The organism is Stutzerimonas chloritidismutans AW-1 (assembly GCF_000495915.1).
GTDB classification, from domain to species: Bacteria; Pseudomonadota; Gammaproteobacteria; order Pseudomonadales; family Pseudomonadaceae; genus Stutzerimonas; species Stutzerimonas chloritidismutans.
Genome location: NZ_AOFQ01000002.1, coordinates 13655 through 39073 on the forward strand (window position 1 = coordinate 13655; position 25419 = coordinate 39073).

Genomic DNA, 25419 nt, shown 5'->3' on the forward strand with positions numbered 1-25419 from the left:
CTGCAGAGTCGTTCTGCATAAATGCACAGGAGCTAATGGAGGCTTCAACCATGGACTGGGACAATCTGCGCTATTTCCTCGAGGTCGCCCGAGCGGGGCGGCTGACGACCGCGGCGCGCCGGCTTGCTGTCGACCACACCACCGTGTCCCGTCGTTTGCAGGCGCTGGAAAAAAGCATGGGCCTGCAGCTCTTCCTGCGTGAGCCGGGCGGTTACAAGCTCACCGAAGCCGGGTGCAATCTGCTGCCGCGAGTGGAGGCGATGGAAAGCGCCAGCGTGGCCATCGAGCATTCGTTGCCGAGCATGGGTGATGGCCTTTCCGGGCAGGTACGTATCGGCGCGACGGAGGGTTACGGCACGGTGATGCTTGCCGGCCAACTAACTGGGCTCAGCCGGCGCTATCCGCACCTGAACATCGACCTGCTGGCGCTGCCGCGGGCGGTGCGCCTGTCGCGCCACGAGGCGGATATCGTCATTACCCTGGAACGCCCGGAGCGTGGACCGTTCATCATCACCCGGCTCACCGACTACGTGCTGCGGCTGTATGCGTCGCCGGCGTATCTCGACGAACACCCGCCGATCCGCAGCCGCGAGGACCTGGCCGCGCATCGCTTCGTCAGCTACGTGGATGACCTGCTGTTCAGCAAGGAGCTGCTGTTTCTCGATGGCATCGCCGACGCCCGCTCCATCGGCCTGCGCAGCACCAGCCTGCTGGCGCAGCAGGAAGCAGTGGCGATGGGGGCGGGGATTGCGATCCTGCCGGGGTTTTCCGCCGACGCCGATCCACGGCTGCGACTGCTGCTGCCAGAGGAGGTCAGCTTTACACGCACCTTCTGGATGCTGATGCCGATCGAGTTCAAGGACCTGGCGCGCATGCGCACGACCTGGGATTACCTGAAGGAAATGGCGCAGCAGAATCAGGACCGATTGTTGGGCCAGTAGTTATCGATGATTGACCGCATTGCAGCCACGACGCCGCTAGAGCGCCGTGAGATTTGCACTTTTGGGCTTGTGGAGGCTGTTAGCGAGCAGCGCATCATCGAGGCGCTGCCCGGTCGATCAGACGCGCGGCGTGGTGCGGCTTTCGTTGCCCATGGGGGTGGAGTCCGGCATTTGTACGCTGGTATCGGTGAAGTCCGAACTGTGCACTTCGGAATCCATCGGCATATGGCTGTAGCGCTGGCTCGGCAGCGCCGGCTTGCTTTCCATCTCCGCGAGCATGCGCTTGGCCTCGCAGCGACCGCTGATACCACGAGCCAGCGCCATACCGCCCATGGCCAGCTCGGCGATCCCGATCAATCCACCACGGCGTAGCCCCTTGCCCATCATCACCAGGCCGCCCGCCAGCGACGCGGCGCGCTCCCAGCCGTGGACGTTCTGTGGGGCGGTTTTGTCGAACATTTGCTTGATCATGACGCGGCATCCTCTATGCGGGTGGTTTATAGATGACTGCGGCGTGCGGGTAGCGTTCCGGCTGTTCATCGCTGCCAGAGAATGAGCGGCAGCTCCAACGGCACCGCCAGGCCCAGCGCGGGGCTGGGGACGACCCGTGCCGTGTATTCGGCCTCAGGGCGCTGGGTGCTCAGCTCGGTCCGGTAGGTGGCGTATGAGCCTTCGTGATGCTGGAGTTGCAACGTGTGGACGTCGGCCGGCTCCGCTCCCTGCGATTCGGCGAACAGCTGCACGGCAATTTGCTCCGGTTCGATTCGGCCGAGGTGCAGTCGAGCCTCAATCTGCTGGGCATCGCCCTCGCGCCGCCACTCAAGCTGTTCGAAGGCCAGCTCGTGCCAGTAACTGCGCAGGCTGGTGATTCGGCGCGACATCTCGGTGGCCAACGCAGAACCATCCGCGCAGCGCTGTCGGTAGCGGCCTGACAGCGGCAGGTAATAGCGCTCGGTGTATTCACGCACCGTCCGGTCGGCGGAAAAGCGTTCCACCAGAGCACTCATGCTGCGGCGCATGCGTTTCACCCAGGCGGTGGGGATGTCGTGCTGGTCGCGCTGGTAGAAGCAGGGCACGACGTGCTCTTCGAGTAGCCGATACAGCTGTTCGGCGTCCGCGGCATCGTGTTCGGGTTCGTGCTCCAGGCCGTCGCCGACCGCCCAGCCGAGGTCGGCGGCATAGGCTTCGGCCCACCAGCCGTCGAGCTGTGAAAGATTCAGCCCGCCGTTCGCCAGGACCTTCATGCCGCTGGTGCCACTGGCTTCCCACGGGCGGCGGGGAGTATTCAGCCAGACATCCACGCCCTGCACCATGTGCCGGGCAATACGCATGTCGTAGTCCTCGAGAAAAACCACGTGGCCGGCAATATCGGGGCGCGCGGCGAACTGCTGCCATTCGCTGAGCAGCGCCTGGCCGGCGCGATCGGCGGGGTGCGCCTTGCCGGCAACCAGCAGCTGCACCGGGTAATCGCGATGGGTGAGGAGGCGCGCCAGCCGCTCCGGGTCCTGCAGCAGCAGGTTGGGACGCTTGTAGGCGGCGAAGCGCCGGGCAAAGCCGAGCGTCAGCCGTTGCGGATGCAGGCGCGAGCCGGCGAACTCGATCTCCGCAGGCGAGGCGCCGTGCACCGCGAGGCTGCGGGCCAGGTGGCTGCGTACAAAGCTGAGCAGTTCGCCACGGGCATGCTGGCGGATCTGCCACAGCCAGCGGTCATCGACCTGGGCCAGCAGGTCGTCCACGGAAGCCTGGTCGGTGCCGCGCCAGGGGATCTCATCGCCATGCAGCTCATACCAGTGCGCTTCGGCGTCCGGCGATACCCAGGTCGGCTGGTGGATGCCATTGGTGACATGACCGACCGGCACCGACTCGAGCGGCCATCGCGGATAAAGCTCGCGGAAGATGTAGCGGCTGGTGCGGCCATGCAGCTGGCTGACGGCGTTGACCGCCCCGGCCCCGCGCGTTGCCAGGTAGGCCATGTTGAATGGCTCGTGTGGGTCGTGCACATGCTTGCGTCCCATGGCCAGCAGCGCCTGCAGCGGGATGCCCAGTTCGTACTCGGCATAGCGCTCCAGGTATTTGCTCAGCAGCTCCGGCGGAAAGCGGTCGAAGCCGGCTTCGACGGGCGTATGGGTCGTGAACAGATTGCCCGCGCGGGTTGCGTGGAGCGCCACTTCGAAGGACACGCGCTCCCTGGCCATGTAACTGCGGGCGCGTTCCAGGACGGCGAAGGCGGCGTGGCCGTCGTTCAGGTGAAGCACATCGGCCTGCAGCCCGGCGGCTTCGAGCAGCCGCCAGCCGCCGATGCCCAGCACGAGCTCTTGGCGCAGACGCATTTCGTTGTCTCCGCCGTAGAGTTCGCTGGTGATCAGTCGCGCGATGGGCGGGTTGGCAGGGTCGTTGGTGTCCAGCAGTAGCAGGCGGTGGCGGCCGACCCTGGCCTGCCAGCCGCGCAGCCAGATCTGCACGCCGGGCAGCTGGATCGCGAAACGCAATGTTGTTCCGCTGGCGTCGAGCAGCGGCTCGATGGGCATCTGCCGGGTGTCATTGACCGGGTAGAGCGCCTGCTGGCGACCATCCGGGCCGATGCTCTGGCGAAAATAGCCGTGCTGCCAGAGCATGCCTACTGCGGTTATCGGCACGCCGAGGTCGTTGGCGGCCTTGAGCTGGTCGCCGGCGACATTGCCGAGCCCGCCGGAGTAGATCGGCAGCGCCTCGCTGAGCATGTACTCCATGGAGAAATAGGCGACTCGCGCGAGTTGTTCGCTGTAACTCTGGTCACCGTGACTTTGACTGGCGAACCAGGTCGTCCGCTCCAGGCGTGCCTGCTGAGCTTCGACGATGCCCTCCACCAGACGATGGCATTCAGCGCGCTGCAGCAGTGCTTCCAGCTTCTGCAGCGGTACCGTGCTGAGCACAAGGCTGGGATTGCGCGTGAGCTGCCACAGATCGTTATCGATCAGCTGCCACAGGTCATCGTTCTGGCTGGTCCAGCGGATGGACTGGTCAAAGGCGAGCTGGCGCAGGGTTTCCGGGGTGATGGCGGGGCGTTCGGATGCAGGCGTCATGCAGGCTCTCTCGTCTGAACTGGGCGCGCGGTATTTTCCAGCATAGGCCTATCGCCGCGGCTGATGGCCAGCGGCTCAGCGTCGCGGGCCGGCCGGCCGGCCGCAGGTTGCGGTACCTCGCCCGGGGTGACGGGCTCCTTGTCGATGGTTTCCTCGACCTGCTGCTCGTCGTCGCGATCGGCTTCAAGGCCATGCTGCTCTTCAGTGTGCTTGGGGTCGTACTGCAACTCGATGAACACCGGGAAATGGTCGGAGCCGATATCAGGCAGCCGCAGCAGGCGGATGAAGCGGAAATGCGCGCTGTGAAAAAAGTGATCAAGCGGCCAGCGTAGAAACCAGTGATGGGCATGGAAGGTGTTGTACATGCCGCGGCCGACCCGTGGATCGAGCAGTCCGCTGATCTTGCGGAACAGGCGCGTGGTGGGCGACCAGGCGACATCGTTGAGGTCGCCGCTGACGATGATCGGGTCATCGCTGTCCTGGATGCTCCTGGCGACCACCAGCAACTCCGCGTCGCGCTCGGTGGATTCCTCGTTCTCGGTCGGGCTGGGCGGTGCGGGATGCAGGAAGTGCATGCGCACCGTGAGCTCGTCGCTGACACGCACCCGAGCATGCATGGAGGGCACGTCGTCCTCCACCAGAAAGCACAGCTCCGGCTCTTCCAGCGGCAGACGTGAAAACACATGCATGCCGTAGAGGTTGTCCAGTGGGCAGCGGATGCTGTGCGGGTATTGCTCGGCGAGTTGCTCGAGCTGCGTTTCCCACCATTGGTCCGATTCGAGGGTCACCAGCACGTCGGGGCGGTACTCGCGAACCAGCGCCAGCAGCCGATCGGACTGCCGATTCGGCCCCAGCACATTGGATGACATCACCCGGATGCGCGGCCCTGCGGCATCTGTCTCCGCCCGGCGAACCTCATTGCGCCAGGGGCGTGTGTAGGGCACGACCCATGCGAGCTGGTATACCAGGCAGGCGCCGGCCAAGGCAGAGATCAGGTAATGCCACGGCTGGCTGTAGTCGAGCAGCATGCCTTGAGCGACGAGCAGGGCGACCAGCAGTGCGCCGAGCTGCAGGCGTGGAAACTCCCATACGCGCACCCACCAGGCGCGATGCCGCCAGAGCGGCAGGAGTGTGACCAGCACAAAGAGTCCCGTGGTGAGCAGCAGTACCCCTTCGATCATGACATTTCCCGTTGTGGCCGATCAGTTCGGCAATCAGGTGTGCACTCCAGATTGGTTCCAGGGCCGGGGTATTCGACAGGCAATCAGGCGAAGCGTCGCAAACGAATTTGGATTACGTCCAGATTTTGCCGGCGCACGCGCCGAAACCGGCGCCGCGAAAGGGCGCCGGCACGGGCGTTTGGGGGATCAGTTCTCGGCCGAAAGCATGCCGCTGGTCAGTGCCGGGAGGTCATCCGGTCGGCACAGCGTGTTATGACCTTGCAGGTAGGGTTGCAGGATGGGCGCCATGCCCTTGAGCGTTTGCACGGGCAGCGCCGAGGTAAAGCGGAAGCTGTCGGCGGCGCGCCCTGGCACATAGGCTGTCAGCGTGCCGAAGTGGTTGGGCCCGAGATAGAAGACGAAGGTGGCGGTGCGGTTCAGCGCCAGCGAGCTGATCAGCCGGCCGCCAGCGCCGACGCTCTGGATGCGGTTGTCACCGGTGCCGGTCTTGCCGCCCATTCGCAAAGCGCTGCCGTCCTGCTGCACGAAACTGCCTTGCAGGCGCCGTGCGGTACCGCCTTCGACCACATTGGCCAGTGCATCCTGTAGCGCGCGGGCCACTTCGACCGGCATCACCCGCTTGCCGGTCCCGGTGGCAAGGCCCATGCGGGTTTCATAGGGCGTGCCCTGGGCGAAGTGCAGGTTGTCGATGCGCACGCTGGGCAGGCGGACACCATCGTTGAGGATGATGCCCATCAGATCGGCCAGCGCAGCCGGCCGATCACCCGAGCTGCCCAGCGCGGTCGCCAGTGACGGCACAAGGTTGTCGAACGGATAGCCCAGCCGCTGCCAGCGGCGATGAATGTCGGTGAAGGCCTCGACCTCCAGCATGATGCGAATCCGGCTGTCGCGCGCGCTCTTGTGCCGGCTGCGGAACAGCCAGCCGTAGATTTCCTGGCGCTGCGCGCGGCTGTCGGCAACCACTTCGGAGAGCGTCGCCTGCGGGTGGGCGATCAGGTAGCCCAGCAGCCAGAGGTCCAGCGGGTGCGTGCGGGCGATGTAGGCCTGATCGGGCAGGCTGTAGGCGCCCGGGCCATAGCGGGTGTAGAGCGCATCCAGCTTCTTGTCGTTGAGATCGGAGTCCGGCAGATGCTGCTTGAGAAAACTGTCGAAGACCGGCCGCTCGGCATCCGGCATCAGGTAGCGATGCACGGCCGCCAGGCGCACGGGTGTCGGCCGCATGCCCTGCAGGAAGGTCTCGATGCGCTGCTCGGCGCTCTTGTTGCGGTACTTCTTCCAGAAACGTTGCAGGAACACCGAGCCCTCGCGATCGGCGAAGCGGGTCAGGTATTCCTGGCGGCGCGGGTCCTTGTCGTCACCCAGCAGCTCGGCACTGTTGATGGTTTCGTAGGTGCTGTAACTCACCAGATCACGCATCAGCCGTACGAAGGGTAGATTGATCGATTCGCGCAGCGATTCGCGCACGGTGGGGATGCGCCCGTCGTCTTCACGGCGGAAGTTGCCGAAGCGGTGCATGCCGGCGCCGGTGAAGAAGCGTTCGGCAGGGCTGGACGAGTAGCGCCGATCCAGCGCGGCGTCGAGCATACGCTCCAGGCTGCGGTCGCTGTGCGTGGCCAGGTAATCGATGGCCCAGCGGCTTAGATTGGCCTTGGTGTCGATCTTGCGTAGCTCGCTTGGGGTGAGATCCGAGTAGCGTTGGTGCAGCTCGGCGATAACCTCAAGATAGGTGGTCAGCACGCGCAGCTTGGCGGTTGAACCCAGCTCCAGCTTGCTGCCCTCGTTGATGTCGAACGGCTGGTTGGTGTTGTCGGTCTGCACCCGCACCTGGAAGCCTTCCTCGCCGCGCTCGAACAGCGTGAAGCTGTAACGCACCGCGGCGGTTTTCTCCGGGGACAGCATGCGATCGCCGAACAGCCCGACCGATTCGGCGAAAGCGGGATCGGCCAGGCGCACCAGGTACTCGCTGATCTGTGCCTGCAGATCACCCTGCAGCGGCGTGCTGGCGGTGAGGTCCAGGCGATCCAGGTCATACAGGGGCAAGCCGAGCAGTCCCGCCAGGCGCATGCGCGCGACGGTGATGCCCTTGGTGGCGTCCACCTGCCGGATCGCCGAGTCGCGACTCGGGCTTTGCCCGAGGACGCGCTGGCCCAGCGCTGCGTCGCGCAAGCCGGCATTGATGATGCCGCCGTTGGCCAGCAGGCGGATGTGACTGTCGGTCAGCGTTGCCATTTCCTCGCGGCCGGCACCCAGGTAGTACGACGGACGCCGCTGTGCGATCAGCAGCGACAGCACCTGACGCAGCGCCAGACCGCGCGCCTGCGGATCGACCTCGTCGGCGCTGCGTGGATCGAGCAGGCGATTGACTTCACGGAAGTCGGCGCCGAACCACAGTCGCAAGCCATCGGCGATGCCATGCACTTCACCGTGTCCGGGCGCCGCGGAGAGCGGCACGCTGTTTAGGTAGTCGCGCACGATGCGCTGACGGGTGGCCAGGGTTTGCGGGCCCTCGCGATAGGTACGCACGCTGGCGGAGATCATCTGCCGGATCTTTTCCTGCGGATCGCCGGTGCGGCCTTCGGGCGAATGCCGATATTTTTCGACCTGGGTGGCCAGGGTGCTGCCGCCGGCGGCCTGGCCGCTGAGGCCAAGGCGCTTCTCCAGCTGGCTGATCGCCGCCTTGGTGAAGCGCGGCCAGTCCACCGCCGGGTTGGCGTGGGGGCGGCTGGCATCCAGCAGGCCACGGTCCTCGATGAACAGCAGGCTCATCACCACCAGCGGTGGGATGTCCTCGAAGCGCTCGTAATACTGGCGTGGATAGCTGTTGGTGTAGATCGGCACGCCGCGGCAGTCGTTGATGGTCAACCCGGCCTGGGAATCCTCGGGGTAGGGTGGAAAGAATCCGCGGTGGGTGTAATCCAGCAGTGCCCGCGAGAAGCGTGCCTGCTCCTCGATCCTGAAGTTGCGCTGTGACAGCTGTTGGATGAAGCGCGGCAGATCGACGTAGCCCAGGCGGCGGTCGAACGGACCGTCCTCGGGGAACTGAATGCGTGGGCTCGGTCCGGGTTTGACCGTGTAGTCCAGATCGGCCGCATAGCGGCTTAACCAGTGCGATTGCCACCGGGCGCTGTCCAGCTCTTGCCAGCCGAGATAGCCACCGCCTGCCAGCAGCGAAATGCCGACGAGCAGCGCCAATCGGCGTGCCGTCTTGCGACGGCCTTTAGCTGATGTGCGGGATGATTTGGGGGAAGGGGCGCGCTTGTTACGCCCATCCTGGGATGTATTGTCGGACCGCCATACTGCGCCCATGTGTGCCTGGCTTCCTAGCAGTGCTCTACGGCAAGCATAGTTCGCCCGCACGGCTTAAGCGATGGCGGTTTGACGAACGGAGCGGCTCAAGCACGAGCCTTGAAGCGGAGGCGGTGGGGCGCTTGGTGAGTTGCTCGTCGTAGCTGTGGACCGCTACTGTGAGACGTGCATCGTTCGGGGCTTGGGAGTAGTAATGAAGGGCAATAACGATTGGATACGGCGCCCTGACGAGCCCGGGCCCCTTGAGCGGCTTGAGGCCTACTTCAGTGGCTACGGTTACGCTCCCCACAGGCATGACACTTATGCGATCGGCTGTACGCTCGCCGGCGTGCACCGTTTCAACTACCGCAAGAGCGCCCGCTACAGCCTCCCCGGAAATACCTTCGTGGTGTATCCCGACGAGTTGCACGACGGCGAGGCGGGGAGCGAGGCGGGTTTCCGTTACCGGATAATCTATGTCCAGCCTGCGATGCTGCAGGGGCCGCTCGGTGGGCAGCCATTGCCTTTCATCAATGACGGGATATCCCGTGATCCACGCTTGCGGCGTGTCGTCTGGGCGCTGCTGTCTTGCCTGGACAACCCGATAGAAGAGTTGGAGCAGCAGGATGCGCTGTTTGACCTGGCCCAGGTCATGTCCGTCGTAGCCGGGAGAAGAGTCAATCGACGACGAGCCGACTTCCGCGCCGCCGAACTGGCTCGGGAGTACATGCACCACCATCTGGATAGAGCTCTCAGCCTTGACGAACTCGAGCGGGTTTCCGGCCGGGATCGCTGGAACCTGTCGCGTGATTTTCGTGCCCTGTATGGCACCAGCCCATACCGCTACCTGACGTTACGCCGCCTAGATCATGTTCGGCGGTTGCTTTCGAACGGGATATCAGTGGCCGACGCCGCACTCGTTTCGGGGTTTAACGACCAGAGCCACATGAGTCGCCACTTCAAACAAGCCTATGGACTTACCCCTGCACACTGGGCACGGTTGATGCGGCTGAGCTGAGGTCAGCGCGCGGTTGCACGATCGTACAAGAATCCTTCGGCGGCACTACTCACACTTCGCAGGGCATGTCATCGCGCAGCTCGGAGTGGAGTAATTGTCAGAAATAGTAGAGAACGCGGACCCGGCGGCGCCCCCGCTCGTAACCGGCAGCGCTTTGAAACAGGCCCTTCCGGCGGCATTGTCGGTCATGCCGGTTGCCATGCTGTTTGGCGTGCTTGCCGCACGCTCCGGCTGGTCGGTACTGGATGTTTTGCTGCTCGGCTTGCTAGGTTTCACTGGCAGCGGGCAGTTTGCAGCATTGCCGCTATCCGAAAGTGGCACGGGGTTCTTTACGCTGCTGCTTGTAACCGCATCGATCAATTGTCGTTACCTGCCGATGGCGATCTCGACTATACGACGGATGCCTCGATCTGCATTCGCGCGCGCCTGCAGTGCGCACATGCTAGGCGACGAAGCCTACGCCTGTGAACGGGACGACGAGCCGATCGACCGGATGCTGCAGATACGCAGCGCGATATTTCTAACCTGGGTACTGGCAGGAGCCTTTGGCGCTGCGATCGGTGGGGTCCTGCCTGAAGAATGGCTCAGCAAGGATTTCAACCTCGGATTTCCGGCGAGCGCTGTGTTGTTTTACCTCGCCTTGTCGCAGCTGAAGGCACGGCGAGCGCACATTCGGCGCCATCAGGTCGCCGGGGCAGCTTTGATCTGTCTTTGTGCCGCAGCTTCTCTCGGCCTGATCCTGGCGCTTGGCCCTGTGTACTTCTGGATTCCCGGCGTATTGCTCGTAGCCTTGCTATTGAACGGAGTCCGAGCATGAACGAGGCGGTCCTGATTGCCACCGCCGCGCTGCTGATCACCAGCTTATTGGTCAGAGTCGTGCCAGTATTCGTCAGCATGCCGCTCGGCGCGGGCGGTCTACGCATAGTCGGGCAGATTCTGCCGACCGCGGTGTTCATCAATCTCGCAGTCTACGTCGCATACAGCGAAATCAGCGCTGCACCGGCTGCTGCTGCGACGTCACTATTGGGTGTTGCGCTGCTCGCCATCAGCGGCCGAGTCGGTCTGGTTGGCAGCATGCTGTTCGGTGCAGCGCTCTACTACACAGCGGCAGCGCTCATCGGCTGATCAAGTTAGAACCAGCGATCGTTACGCTTACGGCCGCGGGTGAGCATTGGCAGGATCAGGCCCACCAGCAGCCCAGCACCGGCGATGCTGCCGCCATAGACCATGTACTGCATGAGCACCTGCTTGTTCTCGTCGCCGAGCCGCGCCTGGGTCGTACGCAGTTCCGACTGTGCTTCGGTCAGCTCCGCCTCGAGGGCGATGCGGCGGGCGTCGAGTTCGTCGATCAGGGCTTTGCGCGAGTCCAGGGTTTCCTGCATGCCTTGCACGCGCACCTTCCAACTATCGTCGATGGTCTTGAGTTCCTCGCTCAGTTCAGCGACTTGCTGTTCGAGCTGCGGAAGACGCTCGGCCTGGCCGGGGACATCCTGCAGTTCCTTGCTGGGAATCCAGACGTTGCTGCCGGACTCCGAGCGTACCTGGCTGTAATCGCCCTGGGTGCTGATCAGCTCGACCTTCTGCCCCGAGGTCAGCGTGCCGACGATGCGATAGCCATCCGTGGGGCCGCTGCGCACGTAGGTGTTCAGGCTGTCGCTGACCCAGCGCGCGTTATCGGACGATTCCTGGGCGTTTACGGGGCCGGCAACAAGCAGGGCACCCAATAGACTGGCGCCGATGACTTGGCGCGGCTGGGGGAAACTGAACCGGGAGAGCAAGGCGAAAAGATGAAGAGATATGGACATGAAAAGTTCGCGTTATTGGAAGAATAGGACCCAAGCGTGAGGGTAGTGAGGTCGGCTTGTCTGGCGCGCGAGACGCAGACTCGGGCGCAGCGAGAAGCACGCTGAACGTGGCCGGAGTCGGTGGCAGCCACGGGCCGGAGGCCGACGTGCAAACGGCACGAAAACGCAGGCGCTCCGTAGGGTGCATCAGCTGACTGACAGTCGCTCCTGGCAAAAGTTCAGGCATTTTTTGTCAGCTTGATGGCTGCGTGATGAAGGGCGGCATGCTCTGTGACCGTGGTCGTTGCATGCCGCAAGTGGTTCGAAACAGAGAGTGTGATACCGGACCGGTCTCTAGGCCGGAATGGCGGTTGAACTTGGTGCAGGGGCCTGCGCCAGCGTGACCTCGATCCGCTGAAGCAGGCCCCGCCGTCAGCTTATTTCGGTTCTTGAGCGGTACCGAGCTGCTTCTGCCGTGCGCGCCGGGCCATCATGTTCAACACCTCGACCCCGGCGGAGAATGCCATCGCGGCATACACGTAGCCCTTTGGTACGTGGGCACCGAAGCCTTCCGCGATGAGGGTCATGCCGATCATCAGCAGGAAGCCGAGCGCGAGCATCACGACGGTCGGGTTCTCGTTGATGAATTTGGCCAACGGGTTCGCCGCCAGGAGCATCACGGTTACCGCGACGACCACGGCAATGACCATGATCGCGACATGATCGGTCATACCCACCGCAGTGATGATGCTGTCCACCGAGAACACCAGGTCGAGCAGCAATATCTGCGCAATCGCGGCGCTGAACCCCATCGTGACGGCATTGTCGAGCTGCTTGCCTTCGAACATGTCGCCGCCCGGTGTCGGGTCGACACTGTGGTGAATCTCCTTGGTGGCCTTCCAGAGCAGGAACAGGCCGCCGGCGATCAGGATCATGTCCTTCCAGGAAAACGCGTTGCCGAACAGTTCGATGACTGGCTCGGTGAGCTGAACGATCCAGGCCACCGTGCCGAGCAGGCCCAGCCTCAGGACCAGCGCCAGGCTGATGCCGATGCGCCTCGCGCGCTCACGCTGATGCTCCGGAAGCTTGTTCGTCAGAATCGAAATGAAGATCAGGTTGTCGATGCCGAGCACCACCTCCATGGCTATCAAGGTTGCCAGGGCAACCCAGGTGGTGGGTTCGGAGAAGAGCTGGATAAGCGATTCCATATGGATCTCTAGCGTGAGTGATGACGATCCCGCGTCTGGCGGGTGCGCGAGCATAGCTGGAAGGCAATCCGTAACAGAGCCCGCATTTTGGACCGCTTTGTATCAAATCGATTCAGTGCCAAGTGGCGGCTGCCTCGCGTGCGGTAACCGTCCCTATAGCGCCAGGATGCGTCGAAGTCCCATGCGCCTGGGGCGCCAGAATCAGGCAAGCCAAACCGATTGTTCTTGGCCACCGCTTAACACCTGCGGGTGCAAAGCCCGGCGGTTTCTGCTTTTATGACCTGCAGCACGCTGCGGGATTACCGCCCGCCCCATTCATCACGATGCATAGTGGAAATAGCTCTGGAAAATCTGACCCGAGAGGAGCTGGTGGCTGAGGTGGCGCGCCTGCGCACGGTTCTGGGCCTGGCTGGAATCGATCCAGACCCGGCCTTGTCCCAAGTTCCCCTTGATACCCAGCCCGCCCGCGAGCAGCATCGTCAGCACCCGACAACCGTACAGTCGGGCGTTTCGAAAGATCTCCCTGAAACGTTGCATGCCAGCCTCCTGGCACTGGCTGGCAGCGAGGCGCGTCAGCGCGCGATATTCGAGAGTGCGATCGACTTCGCCATCATCCTGACCGACACCGCAGGCATCATCACCGACTGGAATGCCGGCGCCGAGCAGGTGATGGGCTGGACCGCAGAGGAGATGCGCGGGCAAAGCGCCGAGCGGTTCTTCACGCCGGCCGATCGGGCCTGCGACTGGCTTGGCGAAGAGATGCAGAGCGCGCTACGTGAGGGCCGCGCCCTGGACGAGCGATGGCACCTGCGTAAGGACGGTCAGCAGTTCTGGGCAGCGGGCGAACTCTCGCCGATCCATGACGAAAACGGTGCACACCTCGGCTTCATGAAAATCCTGCGTGACCGCACCAGCGAGCACCTTGCGGGCCTCGCCATGGAAGACACCCAGGTGCGCTATCGGCTGGCCGCGAAGGCGACCAACGACGCGGTCTGGGACTGGGACCTGCTCAGCAATCACGTGTTGTGGAATGACGCGCTGGAGCAGGCGTACGGCCATCCGCTGGCCAACGTCGACAGCTCCGGTGACTGGTGGCTGGCGCATATCCATCCGGATGACCGTGCACGTATTCATCGGTCGATCCACGCGGTCATCGATGGCAGCGAGGTGACCTGGACCGACGAGTACCGCTTTCGCCGTCTGGATGGGTCCTACGCGGATATCCTCGACCGCGGTCATGTGATTCGTGACGTTCACGGCCAGGCCGTGCGGATGATTGGCGCGATGCTCGACCTGACGCGCATGCGCGCCGCCGAGGCGGCCTTGCGCCAGAGTGAGGAACGCTTCAGCACCATTCTGGAGACCATCGAGGCGGCATTCGCCATCGTTCAGGTCAAGTTCGATGCCGACGACAATCCCGTGGATTACTGCTTTCTCGAGGCCAATCCTGCGTTCGAGCGCCAGGCCGGCGTAGACCTGCGCGGCAAATGGGTCACCGAGTTCGCGCCGGACCTGGAGCAGTTCTGGTTCGAAGCCTATGGCCACGTCGCCAAGACCGGTGAGCCTGCCAATTTCGAGAACTATGCTGAAGCGTTCGAACGCTGGTTCGATGTTCGCGCCGTCCGCGTCGGCGATCCCGCCGAGCGGCGAATCGCCATTCTCTTCAACGACGTCACCGAGCGCAGAAACGCCGAAGAGCGGCTTCGGATCAGCGAAGCCCTCGCACGCGAGAACGTGCAGCGCGTCCAGCTGGCCCTAGAGGCAGGCGCGATCATCGGTACCTGGAACTGGCATCTGCCGACCGACCGCTTCACCGTGGATGAGGGCTTTGCGAACGCCTTCGGCCTCGACCTCGCTCTCGGTCGCGAAGGGCTCAGCCTCGAGCAAATCATTGCAACGGTGCACCCCGAGGACAGGGACGGGCTGATCGCTGCAATCGAAGAAGTCATTGCCCGTGGCGGCGCCTATGCGCACCAGTACCGCGTACGACGGGCCGATGGCCGTTTCTACTGGATCGAGGCAAACGGGCGCGTCGATCATGCCGAGGACGGCACGCCGCTGAGCTTCCCCGGCGTACTGATCGACGTCGAGGACCGGCGCTCCATCGAAGCGGAGCGGGATCGCGCCACCGCTGCGCTGCGCGCACTCAACGACACGCTGGAGCAGCGCGTGGCCGAGCGGACGGCAGAGCTGATCCAGGCCGAAGAGAAGTTGCGTCAGTCGCAGAAAATGGAAGCGGTCGGCCAGCTGACTGGCGGTCTTGCCCATGACTTCAACAACCTGCTGGCCGGTATCAGCGGCGCGCTGGAATTGGTGAATCTGCGGATTTCCCAGGGGCGGCTGGACGATATCGACAAGTACATGTCGGCTGCGCAGGGTGCCGCCAGGCGTGCCGCGGCGCTGACCCATCGGCTGCTCGCCTTTTCCCGCCGGCAGACTCTCGACCCGCGGCCGGTGGACGTCAACATGCTGATGGAGGGCATGACCGAGCTGATCCAGCGCACGGTGGGGCCGAGCATCCTCCTCGAAACCATCAGTGCGCCCGACCTCTGGCCGGCGTCGGTCGATGCCAGTCAGCTGGAGAACGCGATCCTCAATCTCTGCATCAACTCGCGCGACGCGATGCCCGACGGCGGTCGGATCACCATCGAGACCGCCAACCGCGTGCTCGACCCGGAGATGGCGCAAGCCTATGACCTGCCCGCCGGCGACTATCTGTCGCTGTCCGTCACCGACACAGGGACCGGCATGACGCCCAGCGTAATTGCAAAAGCGTTCGACCCGTTCTTCACCACCAAACCGATTGGCGAAGGCACCGGGCTGGGGCTTTCGATGATCTACGGATTCGCCAAACAGTCCGGCGGGCAGGTGCGCATCGATTCCGAGGTCGGTCGCGGAACCTCGATGTGCATCTACCTGCCGCGCTACCACGGCAATGCCGGGACCGGCACGTCCGCACAGACCAACTCAGCGCCCGCACTCGCTGGCGCCTGCGGCACGATTCTGATCGTCGACGACGAGCCGACCGTGCGCCTGCTGCTGATGGATGTGCTGGGCGATCTCGGCTACACACTGATCGAAGCATCGGACAGCGTGGCCGGGCTGAAGCTGCTGCAGTCGGATGTGAGCATCGACCTGCTGATCACCGATGTCGGCTTGCCCGGTGGGATGAACGGCCGGCAGATGGCCGATGCCGGTCGCCAGGTGCGCCCCGGCCTGAAGACGCTGTTCATCACCGGTTATGCCGAGAGCGCCGCGTTGGGCAACAGCTCACTCGGTGCCGGCATGCAGGTGCTGACCAAGCCATTCTCGATAGATGTGCTCGCTACCCGGGTGCTCGAGATGATGAAAGACTAGGCGCTTGAATCGCGTTCTCTTTTTCACCTCGCTAGTTGAAGTATCCGGGCAATGCGCCTAGCCTCTCGCCCTGCTTTCAGGCCCGCCGATTCCGGCGGTTCTCACTCTTCGGATCCGTCAGTGTGGGTCGAATGAAATCACTGCTGCACCCAGGCAGGGTTGTCTCGCTCGTTTTTCTCTTCGCCATTCTCTGCGGTACAGCGTTGCTGTCATTGCCCGCTGCCCAAGCCCAGGGCGAGTCGGCGCCGTGGATCACCGCCTTCTTCACCGCCGTGTCAGCGGTCAGCGTTACCGGCCTGGTGGTGGTCGACACCGGCACCTATTGGTCGACCTTCGGCCAGGTGGTGATCATGCTGCTGTTCCAGCTCGGTGGCTTCGGCATGATGACCCTGGCAACCCTGCTCGGGTTGCTGGTCAACCGCTCGTTTCACCTACGAACCAAACTGATCGCCCAGGCCGAATCCCACGTGCTGGGGCTGGGTGACATCACCAGCGTGGCGAAGCTTGTTCTGGTGGTGACGCTGGTAATGGAGCTGGCGGTGATGCTGCTGCTCACCCTGCGTTTGCATCTGACATACGGCCTCTCCTGGGGCGATGCAGCCTGGAGCGGGCTGTTCCACGCGGTGTCGGCATTCAACAACGCCGGGTTCTCTATTCACGGCGACGGTCTGGTCCGCTATGCCACCGATGCGCTGGTCCTGACACCGGTGATGAGCGCCATCGTGATCGGCGGGATCGGCTTTCCGGTGCTCTACGATCTGCGCAGCAAGTGGACCGATCCGCGGCATTGGTCGCTGCACACCAAGCTGACGCTGTCCGGGACTGGGGTATTGCTGGCAGGCGGCTTCCTGGCCGTGTTGCTGTTCGAGTGGTCCAACCCGGGCACGCTCGGCCCGATGGCCTGGGCGGACAAGATGCTCTCGGCGGCCTTCGTTTCCGTCTCGGCGCGTACAGCCGGCTTCAATGCCCTCGACATCGGCGCGCTGACCCACGAGAGCTGGGCGCTGCACTATTTTCTGATGTTCATTGGCGGTGGCAGTGCCGGGACCGCGGGCGGGGTCAAGGTCGGGACGGTGGCCATCCTGGCGCTGATGGTGATCGCCGAGATTCGCGGCCGGCCCGATGTCGAGGCGTTTGGTCGCCGGGTCGGTAGTTCGGCGCAGCGCCAGGCTATCACCGTGCTGGTGCTGGGCAGCGCGCTGGTGGTGCTGGGTACGCTGGTCATCCTGCGCGACACCGATATCCCGACCGATCAGGTCATCTTCGAAGTCATTTCGGCATTCGGCACGGTCGGCCTGTCCACCGGCATTACCGCGGACCTGCCGGAAACCAGTCAGCTCATGCTGACCCTACTGATGTATGTCGGTCGGGTCGGCACCATCACGCTGGCCGCTTCCCTCGCACTGGGGGAGCACCGCATGCCATACCGCTATCCGGAGGAACACCCAATTGTTGGCTAAATTGTTGTTTTCAGAGCAGTTTTCTTTCTCTAAAGGCGACAGCGTGGTGGTCATCGGGCTGGGGCGGTTCGGCAGTTCGGTGGCGCGCTCATTGACGCGTCTGGGCCATGACGTGATGGGTATCGATCAGGCGGCGGAGCCGGTGCACACCTGGGCCGACCTGCTGACCCATGCGGTGCAGGCCGATTCCACCAATGTCATGGCGCTGCGGCAGCTGGGCGTCGCCGATTTTCCCCACGCGATCGTCGGCATCGGCTCCGACATGGCGGCAAGCCTGATGACCATCATGGCGCTGACCGAGCTGGGCATCAAAGACATCTGGGTCAAGGCGCTGACCGCCGAGCACGGACAGATCGCGACGCGGATCGGCGCGCATCATGTGGTCTACCCCGAGGCGGACATGGGCGAGCGGGTTGCCCATCTGATCTCCGGGCGGATGGTGGATTTCATCGAGTTCGACGACGGCTTCGCCATCGCCAAGATCCATGCGCCGGAACGCGTTCATAACGCGACGCTCGCCGCAGCCGGGGTGCGCGAGAAGTTCGGCGTGACCGTTGTTGGCCTCAAGCGCGCCAATGAGGATTTTCAGCATGCGACGCCCAGCACCCAGGTGCTGCCGGGTGATCTGCTGATCGTTTCGGGCCCGACCCATGACATCCAGCGTTTCGCCGGCCAGGGGCGCAAGCGAAGCTGAGGCCTGGAGCTACGCGCTCCTTTAGTGCGGCAGCCGAGAGGCGACTACGCTTCTCGGGCGGTCGAGCCTGCGGTTCAGTGATCGATAGCCTGGGCTCGCTGCTTCCTTCGTTGAATTAGAGGACGCCGAACGTGAATTCATTAACTGGGGGCTGCCTGTGCGGCAACCTGCGGATCGTGACGGCGGGGCAGCCCTATCGGGTCGGGATCTGCCACTGCCTGGACTGCCGCAAGCATCATGGTGCTTTGTTCTACGCAGCTGCGGTGTTCCCGCAGGATGCGGTAACCGTCGAGGGCGAGACGGCCGAATATGCCGGACGGCATTTCTGCCCGAGCTGTGGCTCCCCGGGTTTTTTCCCCCCCCCCCGTCGGTTTTTTCCCGCCTCGCCGATGAACTCGAGGTGCATCTCGGCGCCCTGGATGCACCCGACCAACTGACGCCGACCTACGAATGCTGGACCGTGCGTCGCGAAGGCTGGCTGCCGCCGTTTCCGCTCATCCGGCGCTACCAGCATGATCGCGACGACTCCAGCCGCTTCGAATGAGCGTCATTGGCCGCTGGCGATCAGCGGCTGCTCGGTCTTCTGCGTGTTCGGCAGCACGCGAATCGCGATGAATTTCGAAGTCGGCGTGTGGCTGCGCTCGCCAAAGCTCTCCAGCGGCACCAGCGGGTTGGTTTCCGGGTAGTAGGCGGCGGCTTGGCCGGGCGGGGTGTCGTAGGCGAGCAGGGTGAAACCGCGCACGCGGCGCTCGATACCGTCATCCCACAGCGAAATCAGATCGACTTGCTGCCCGGCTTCCAGGCCCAGCCGCTGGATGTCGGCGGGATTGACGAACACCACATCGCGCATGCCTTTCACCCCACGATAGCGATCATCCAGACCATAGAGCGTGGTGTTGTACTGATCGTGGGAGCGCAACGTCTGCAGGATCAGGTCGGCCTCCACGCCGCCGTGGCGGGCCTGCTCGGGTAGCAGATCGGCCGGCAACGGGTGCGCCTTGAACTCGGCGCGACCGCTGGCGGTGTTCCATTCGCGCCGGGCGGCGGCGTTGCCCAGGTAGAAACCGCCAGGGCGATGCAGACGGTGGTCGAAGCCGGTGAAACCGGGAATGGTCGCCGCGATCAGCGCGCGGATACGGGCGTAGTCCTCCACCAGCCAGAGCCAATCCAGCGGACGTTTGTCCAGCGTGGCGGCGGCGATGCCGGCGACGATGGCCGGCTCCGAGCGCATCTCGGCGGACGCGGGCTCGAGCTGGCCGCGCGAGGCGTGGATCATGCTGAACGAGTCTTCCACGGTGACCGCCTGCGGGCCGCAGGCCTGGCGGTCTATGTCGGTGCGGCCGAGGCACGGCAGGATCAGCGCGTCGCGGCCCATGGTCAGGTGGCTGCGGTTGAGCTTGGTGCTGATCTGTACGGTCAGCGCGCAGTTGCGCAGCGCCTGCTGCGTGCGCGGGGTGTCCGGCGTGGCCTGGGCGAAGTTGCCGCCCAGACCGATGAACACCTTGACCTGCCCGGCGAGCATGGCCTGGATGCATTCCACGGTGTTGTAGCCGGGCTGGCGCGGCATTGGCAGGTCGAACTGGCGCTGCAGTGCATCGAGCAGCGCAAGCGGCGGCCGCTCATTGATGCCCATGGTGCGGTCGCCCTGCACGTTGCTGTGGCCGCGCACCGGGCAGGCGCCAGCGCCGGGCTTGCCAAGGTTGCCGCGTAGGAGCAGCAGGTTGGCGATTTCCTGGATGGTCGCCACCGAGTGACGGTGCTGGGTGATGCCCATCGCCCAGCAGACGATGGCCCTTTCCGCGTTGCGATAGATCGCGGCGGCGTGGCGAATGGTTTCGCGGTCGAGCCCCGACTGCTGCTCGATGAGCGCCCAGGGCGTGGCTTCGACCTCGGCCAGGTAGGCCTCCAGCCCGTGGCTGTGCTCAGCCAGAAACGCGTGATCGAACACTGCCGGCGCGCCGCTGGACTGGGCTTCCTGCTCCCATTGCAGCAGGTACTTGGCGATACCGCGCAGCACCGCGAGATCGCCACCGAGATTGGGCCGCAAGTAGGCACTGTGAGTTGGCGCGTCCTGATTGGCGAGCATCTCGATGGGCTTCTGCGGGTGCTGGAAGCGCTCCAGCCCGCGCTCGCGCAATGGATTGAAGCAGACCACCTGAGCACCGCGTTCCACAGCCTGACGCAATGGTTCGAGCATGCGCGGATGGTTGGTGCCGGGGTTCTGCCCGAGAACGAAGATCGCATCGGCGTGATCGAAATCCTCCAGCGTCACCGTGCCCTTGCCGACGCCGATGGATTCGGTCAGGGCGACGCCGCTGGCCTCGTGGCACATGTTCGAGCAGTCGGGAAAATTGTTGGTGCCGAAGCTGCGACCGAACAGCTGGTAGAGATAGGCCGCTTCGTTGCTGGCCCGACCGGACGTGTAGAAGGCTGCCTGGTGCGGGCTGTCCAGGCCGTTCAGGTGATGGGCGATCAGCGCAAAGGCATCGTCCCAGCTGATCGGCAGGTAGCGGTCGCTGGCGGCGTCGTAACGGACCGGTTCGCTCAGGCGGCCCTGGTATTCGAGCCAGTAATCGCTTTGCTGGCGTAATTGGCTGACGCTGTGGCGGGCGAAGAACGCGGCGTCCACCAGACGCCGCGTCGCTTCCCAGTTCACTGCCTTGGCGCCGTTTTCGCAGAACTTCACCGCACCGGCCTCCGGCGAATCACCCCAGGCGCAGCCGGGGCAGTCGAAGCCGCCGTTCTGGTTGGTGCGCAGCATGGCGCGGATGTTCTTCAGCGCGTTGCCGCTGCCGAGCCAGGCGCTGGCCACGCTGCGCAGCGCGCCCCAGCCGCCTGCCGGACCGGCGTAGGGCTGGAAACGGGTGGCGGGATGGAAGCGGGACGTGCGGCTCATGGGTGGCATCCGTTCTGTTCGGGCAGCGCAGGTGCCGGGCTGTAGACCCGTGGCGCGCTGTGGTGGGGCAGGTGAATGAGGTTGAGGTGATGCCGACGCGCCCACTCGACGGTCAGGTGGGTCGGCGCGGACAGACTGACCAGCGTGCCGATGCCGGCGCGCACGGCCTTGTGGATCAGCTCCAGGCTGCAGCGGCTGGTGACCACAACGAAGCCTTCGCTCGGGGTACGGCGCTGCAGCGTCAGCGCACCGATCAGCTTGTCCAGGGCGTTGTGCCGGCCGATGTCCTCGCGGCACAGGGCGATCTCTCCGTTGCCGTCGACATACAGCGCCGCGTGCAGTGCGCCGCTGTCGCGGGCCAGCAGCTGGGCGTTGGCGATGCGCTGGCGCAGATCGTGGAAATGTCCTTCGGGCGGCAGATCGATTGGCGAAAGTGGTGCGAGCTGCGGCAATGCCTGCTCCAGCGCCTGCACACCGCACAGGCCACAACCGCTGTGGCCGGCCAACTGCCGTCGTTGCTGCTTGATGTGCCAGAACGCCCGCGGGCTCACCTGCACTTCGGCATGCTGCGCGCAGCCATCGCCTCGCAAGCGCAGGTCGCGTAGATCATCGATGCGCTCGATCAAGCCGCCGCTCAGGCTGAAGCCGATAACGAAGTCTTCCAGATCCAGCGGTGTCACCATGATCACGGCCTGATTGAGGCCGTTGTAGCTGATGGCCAAGGCACATTCGTCAGCCAAGGGTGCCGCGCCGAGATCCGGAGCACTGGCGCTTGGGGCGTTGAGGGTGGCGTATTGCATGGCGATGGCCTGCGACAGGTCGACGCAGGGAGCCTAGAAGCGCAGGGAGGGATCGTCCAATCGCTATGTTCGATAGGGTGATCGAGCGTATCGATCGCCCGTCAGGGGATGGCTGGTCTTTGCCGCTGTAAAAGCTCGTATGCCTCGTTGAAGCAGGCCTCGCCCAGCGCGGAGCGCGGTGAGCCGCGACGCAGGATCAGCCCCAGCGGCGCGAGGGTACTGGCGTTGTCGATGGGCGTCAGGGTCAGTCGGCTGTCCAGTGCTTCGAGGCCGCTATCCAGCGGCATGATTGCGCAACACAGTCCGGCGCCTACGGCCTGCAGCAGATGATGCACGGCATCGGTCTGCAGTCGCGGTGCCAGGCTCAGGCCACGGCTACGCAGTGCGTGGTCGATGGACTGGCGAAAGTGCATGCCGCCGGTCAAAAGACCGAGCGGAAGATCGGCGAGCGCTTCCCAGCGCAGCGATGGCGCGTCGAAGCGAAAATGGCGCTCGTCATGCAACAGCCCCATGCGGGTTCCGCCGAGCGGTAGGCTGGTGAAGTGCGTGTCATCCAGCCGCTCCAGGTAGGACAGGCCGAGGTCCAGCAGATTGCGATTGAGCCGTTCGAGAATCTGATCGCTGCTCAACGCGAACAACTCGAAGCGCAGGTTCGGGTGGCGCTCGCCGAAGGCCTGCACCAATTGCATCGGGTCGAAACCGGCCAGCGGCACCACGCCCAGGCGCAAGGTGCCGACCAGCTGGCCACGGCAGGAGGCGGCTTCGGCCAGCAGGCCGTCCTGTGCGGCGAGCAGGCTGCGCGCCCAGGCCAGGATGCGTTCGCCTTCGGGGGTGAAGCCTTCGAAACGCTGGCTGCGGATCACCAGTTGCAGGCCGAGCTCATCTTCGAGACCGCGCAGGCGCATCGACAGCGTCGGCTGAGTGACATGGCAGCGCGCCGCGGCCTGACCGAAATGACGCGTTTCATCCAGCGCCACGAGAAACTTCAGCTGCTTGATATCCATGCCCGCTCGCCTCGAAGGTAGTGCGGACGGCACCTTAGCATGCCGTCAGGGGGCGTCGAACAGCGGCTGCAGCCCGCTGGGCACCACGCCGGTCCAGCGCTTGAAGGCGCGACGGAAGTTGGTGGTGTCGTTGAAGCCGAGGTGCCGCGCCACGGCCTCGTTGCCTAGGCCGCGGGCCTGATAGAGGTAGAGCGCAACGTGCGTGCGCACCAGATCGAGCTGTTCCTGGAAGTGCGTGCCGTGCTTGGCCAGCTTGCGCTTGAGCGTCGCCGGACTCATGGCGAACGCCAGCGCGACGCGCTCCAGGTTCAGTGGCTCGCGGATGTTGTCATGCAGGTATTGGTAGAACGCATCGAGAAACGCACAGGGGCCTTCCAGCGCCTCGATCTGCTGCTGGCTGGCCTGCTGCGCGACCTGGCCTACCGTGGCCGAAGCATCGGGCCAGGGCTGATGCAGGTACTCGCGAGGCAGGCTGAGCAGGGTCAGGTGGCGGTCGAACTGCAGCGCGTCACCCAGGTGCACCCAGTACTGCTCGACATGGCGCGGTTGCGGGTAGGCGAACTGGAAACGCCACGGCAGGCGCAGGCCGCTGCCGCGCTTGCACAACGCGACGATGGCGGTCAGGTGCGCTTCGATGAGAAACCGTTGGTGGCGGCCTGCGCTGCCGTTGTCCAGCCAATAGATGTGCAGCTGCTGCTCGTCCAGCAGCAGCCTTGGCGCCAGCAGCGGGCAGAGCAGGGCGCGGAACTGGCTAAGACGCTCCAGCGCCTGTTCGAGGTTGCCGGCATTGGCCAGTGCCAGGCTGACATCGCCGTAGTGCCCGGGCAACAGGCGCTGGCCAAACAGAAAGCTGCTGTCCGCAGCACCCAACAAGCGCTCGGTATTGCCGATGAGCGTCAGCAGCTGCTCCGGGCTGACGCGGGCGCGGCCGCTGGCGACGTCCTCGTAGAACAGCCCGCTGCCGCGCAGCAGCGCATGGCTGTCGATACCGCGCGAGAGCGCCAGGTCGAGCAACACCGCCGGCTGGTGGTGCGCGGCGATGAAGCGGGTGTCCCATTCGTACCAGCGTAACGGGCTTTCCATGGTCGCCTCAGGCGCAGCGTGGCAGGGACTGCTTGGCCTTGGCCAAACCGAGGTTGAGGCGTTTGAGCAACTGCTCGGCATCGTCGTCGAAGGCCATTACCACTGCGGTACTGGCGCGCAGATGCAGGCGTTCGCCGTGCTGGCGCGTCTTGTGCGCGAGGCTGGCGACGGCGGTCTGCAACTCCTCGGCGAGCTGCCGCGCCTGTTGCTCGGCGGTATCGGGCAGCAGCACGACGAAGCGATCCCCGGCGAGGCGGCAGAGCAGGTCCTGATGGCGCAGGTTGAGCACCAGCAACTGCGCCACGGCCTGCAACACGAGGTCGCCTTCTTCCTGGCCGTAGCGCTGGTTGACCCGACTGAACTCGTCGAGATCCACCGCCAGCAGCGACAGCGGCCTTTGCTCGTCGGCGGCCTGGCGCAGGGCCGAGTCCAGTTGCCGACGCAGGTACTCGGCCGTGCCGAGCGGGGTCAGGTTGTCGAACAGGCGATGCTCGCGGAAAAGCCGTTCGCGCTTGTGCATCTGCGCGTTGATGGCGTGCTGTTCCTGGTTCAGGTGGTAGATGCCGAACGTCAGCAGGATCAGGCCGACCGGCATGGGCGCGGTTTCCAGCCAGTTGTCCCAGGCGATGTTGGCGGGGATCTGGATGAACTCATCGAGCAGGTCCATCCACCAGGAAAAGCAGATGCAGGCCAGCCCCAGCGCCAGCAACCGCGTCACCCGGCCGGCCGGGCGGCTGTGCAGCAGCATGATCAGCCAGGCGAGGGCGAGGGCAGCGCAACCGCCTTCGCCGACCACGTCCATCCAGTCGATCTCGCCCCAGGATTTGAGCTGGCCGACGGCGAGGAGCAGCTGCAGGCCGACGTTGGCGGCCAGGGCGAGGCCGAGGAGGGTTAGGGTGTGAAGTTTGAGGAGGGATTTCATCGGGTCTCCGTGGCGAGGGATCGCGCCAGTGCGTGAGGGCACGGAAACAGATGGATGTGACGGTTGGATGAATGGGGTGGGGGTTGAATTGGCTCAGGGTTTTTTTGGTTGATTGGACAGTTTGGTGGGGGGCTCGGGAATGTGGTTTGTCCTGATGGATCGGATCAGTTCTGGACGAGGTGCTTGCTGCATCGAGTCGATGCCGATTGCCGAGTTGCCTGGCGATTTAGGTTTCGCCCTGCTGGCGAGTCACTTTCTCTTGCCTGGCCAAGAGAAAGTAACCAAAGAGAAGGCCACCCCGACATCCGGGTTTTGCTTCGCAAAACTCCCCTCCCTCCGGCGCTGCTCCGGGGGCCGGGCTCGGCGCCCCCTCACGAAGGGACGTCCCTGTCCCTTCACTCCTCGCTCGGCGTCCTGCCTCGCGTCCCCCTGCGCAACGCCTACGCTCGGCCTCCTGACGGGGGAGTTAGTCCGAGATGCCTGACAGATAGAGAGGCTTGGTTTGTAGTTTTTGATCGATTGAAAACTATCAGGCGACTCCAATCGCCCCTTCAGGAGGGTGAACGGAGTCGTCGCGGAGAGGGGCGAGCGGCATGGATGCCGCGAGAGAACTAGGCGTCCCCCCGTAAAGGACCATGGATGGCCCTTGTACGGCGACCCTCGGAGCGACGGCGGAGAGAACGAACCCCGGCGAAGCCGGGGCCGGATGCAGGGGCAAGACTTT

19 protein-coding genes and 1 pseudogene are annotated in these 25419 nt (G+C 64.3%); 8 read left to right on the forward strand and 12 right to left on the reverse strand.

The window, feature by feature from the left end; translation table 11 throughout:
• Positions 1 to 50 precede the first annotated feature (50 nt).
• The gene (locus tag F753_RS25630) at positions 51 to 941 is read left to right on the forward strand and encodes a LysR family transcriptional regulator (RefSeq protein ID WP_023443686.1); all 891 of its coding nucleotides are present in this window, start codon (positions 51 to 53) and stop codon (positions 939 to 941) included.
• A 117-nt stretch (positions 942 to 1058) separates the two neighbouring features.
• Here F753_RS25630 and F753_RS25635 read toward each other — a convergent pair whose 3' ends face one another.
• The 4 genes from F753_RS25635 to F753_RS25650 form a co-directional block, all read right to left on the reverse strand.
• Positions 1059 to 1412 carry a YgaP family membrane protein gene (locus tag F753_RS25635; protein ID WP_003300491.1) on the reverse strand — a complete coding sequence of 118 codons (354 nt, stop codon included), beginning with the start codon at positions 1410 to 1412 and terminating at the stop codon, positions 1059 to 1061.
• A gap of 65 nt (positions 1413 to 1477) precedes the next feature.
• A complete protein-coding gene (gene glgP / locus F753_RS25640) occupies positions 1478 to 4003 on the reverse strand; it encodes an alpha-glucan family phosphorylase (protein ID WP_023443687.1) in 2526 nt (841 codons plus the stop codon).
• Positions 4000 to 5184 (reverse strand): endonuclease/exonuclease/phosphatase family protein, encoded by a 1185-nt coding sequence (locus tag F753_RS25645; RefSeq protein WP_023443688.1) that lies wholly within the window; start codon positions 5182 to 5184, stop codon positions 4000 to 4002. The genes glgP and F753_RS25645 overlap by 4 nt, the downstream gene beginning before the upstream one ends.
• Positions 5185 to 5370: 186 nt before the next feature.
• Positions 5371 to 8490 (reverse strand): transglycosylase domain-containing protein, encoded by a 3120-nt coding sequence (locus F753_RS25650; protein ID WP_245218610.1) that lies wholly within the window; start codon positions 8488 to 8490, stop codon positions 5371 to 5373.
• Positions 8491 to 8683: 193 nt separating this feature from the next.
• Here F753_RS25650 and F753_RS25655 point away from each other — a divergent pair, with 193 nt between their 5' ends.
• The 3 genes from F753_RS25655 to F753_RS25665 all read left to right on the forward strand — a co-directional run bounded on the left by F753_RS25655 (position 8684) and on the right by F753_RS25665 (position 10612).
• Entirely contained in the window at positions 8684 to 9487 is an 804-nt protein-coding gene (locus F753_RS25655; RefSeq protein ID WP_023443690.1) for an AraC family transcriptional regulator, read from the forward strand.
• A 94-nt stretch (positions 9488 to 9581) separates the two neighbouring features.
• Positions 9582 to 10304: an AzlC family ABC transporter permease gene (locus F753_RS25660; RefSeq protein ID WP_023443691.1), complete on the forward strand. Its 723-nt coding sequence runs from the start codon at positions 9582 to 9584 to the stop codon at positions 10302 to 10304.
• Positions 10301 to 10612, forward strand: coding sequence for a hypothetical protein (locus F753_RS25665; RefSeq protein ID WP_023443692.1), 312 nt, complete (start codon positions 10301 to 10303; stop codon positions 10610 to 10612). Before F753_RS25660 ends, F753_RS25665 begins: the two co-directional genes overlap by 4 nt.
• A gap of 5 nt (positions 10613 to 10617) precedes the next feature.
• Here F753_RS25665 and F753_RS25670 read toward each other — a convergent pair whose 3' ends face one another.
• The 3 genes from F753_RS25670 to F753_RS49890 form a co-directional block, all read right to left on the reverse strand.
• Entirely contained in the window at positions 10618 to 11292 is a 675-nt protein-coding gene (locus F753_RS25670) for a TIGR04211 family SH3 domain-containing protein (protein ID WP_023443693.1), read from the reverse strand.
• A 416-nt stretch (positions 11293 to 11708) separates the two neighbouring features.
• On the reverse strand, positions 11709 to 12479 hold the full coding sequence (locus tag F753_RS25675; protein ID WP_023443694.1) for a TerC family protein: 771 nt from the start codon (positions 12477 to 12479) through the stop codon (positions 11709 to 11711).
• A 318-nt stretch (positions 12480 to 12797) separates the two neighbouring features.
• Positions 12798 to 13016 carry a hypothetical protein gene (locus tag F753_RS49890; protein WP_023443695.1) on the reverse strand — a complete coding sequence of 73 codons (219 nt, stop codon included), beginning with the start codon at positions 13014 to 13016 and terminating at the stop codon, positions 12798 to 12800.
• Between F753_RS49890 and F753_RS25680 the strand changes: the two genes are divergently transcribed.
• The 4 genes and pseudogenes from F753_RS25680 (at position 13011) to F753_RS25695 (ending at position 18534) form a co-directional block, all read left to right on the forward strand.
• On the forward strand, positions 13011 to 15836 hold the full coding sequence (locus F753_RS25680) for a PAS domain-containing hybrid sensor histidine kinase/response regulator (protein ID WP_023443696.1): 2826 nt from the start codon (positions 13011 to 13013) through the stop codon (positions 15834 to 15836). The genes F753_RS49890 and F753_RS25680 overlap by 6 nt on opposite strands.
• A 131-nt stretch (positions 15837 to 15967) precedes the next feature.
• On the forward strand, positions 15968 to 17296 hold the full coding sequence (locus tag F753_RS25685; RefSeq protein ID WP_023443697.1) for a TrkH family potassium uptake protein: 1329 nt from the start codon (positions 15968 to 15970) through the stop codon (positions 17294 to 17296).
• Positions 17286 to 17990 carry a potassium channel family protein gene (locus tag F753_RS25690; protein ID WP_031297088.1) on the forward strand — a complete coding sequence of 235 codons (705 nt, stop codon included), beginning with the start codon at positions 17286 to 17288 and terminating at the stop codon, positions 17988 to 17990. Before F753_RS25685 ends, F753_RS25690 begins: the two co-directional genes overlap by 11 nt.
• Positions 17991 to 18121: 131 nt before the next feature.
• Positions 18122 to 18534: pseudogene (locus tag F753_RS25695) on the forward strand (GFA family protein).
• Between the two features lie 3 nt (positions 18535 to 18537).
• On the opposite strand, the gene F753_RS25700 reads toward F753_RS25695, so the two are convergent.
• The 5 genes from F753_RS25700 to F753_RS25720 form a co-directional block, all read right to left on the reverse strand.
• Positions 18538 to 20886 carry an FdhF/YdeP family oxidoreductase gene (locus F753_RS25700; RefSeq protein WP_023443700.1) on the reverse strand — a complete coding sequence of 783 codons (2349 nt, stop codon included), beginning with the start codon at positions 20884 to 20886 and terminating at the stop codon, positions 18538 to 18540.
• The gene (gene fdhD, locus F753_RS25705; protein ID WP_023443701.1) at positions 20883 to 21686 is read right to left on the reverse strand and encodes a formate dehydrogenase accessory sulfurtransferase FdhD; all 804 of its coding nucleotides are present in this window, start codon (positions 21684 to 21686) and stop codon (positions 20883 to 20885) included. Before fdhD ends, F753_RS25700 begins: the two co-directional genes overlap by 4 nt.
• A 101-nt stretch (positions 21687 to 21787) precedes the next feature.
• Positions 21788 to 22690, reverse strand: coding sequence for a LysR family transcriptional regulator (locus F753_RS25710; RefSeq protein WP_023443702.1), 903 nt, complete (start codon positions 22688 to 22690; stop codon positions 21788 to 21790).
• Between the two features lie 45 nt (positions 22691 to 22735).
• Positions 22736 to 23773 carry an AraC family transcriptional regulator gene (locus tag F753_RS25715; RefSeq protein ID WP_023443703.1) on the reverse strand — a complete coding sequence of 346 codons (1038 nt, stop codon included), beginning with the start codon at positions 23771 to 23773 and terminating at the stop codon, positions 22736 to 22738.
• A gap of 7 nt (positions 23774 to 23780) precedes the next feature.
• Positions 23781 to 24695, reverse strand: a complete 915-nt coding sequence (locus F753_RS25720) for a GGDEF domain-containing protein (protein ID WP_023443704.1) — start codon at positions 24693 to 24695, stop codon at positions 23781 to 23783.
• Between the last annotated feature and the right edge of the window lie 724 nt (positions 24696 to 25419).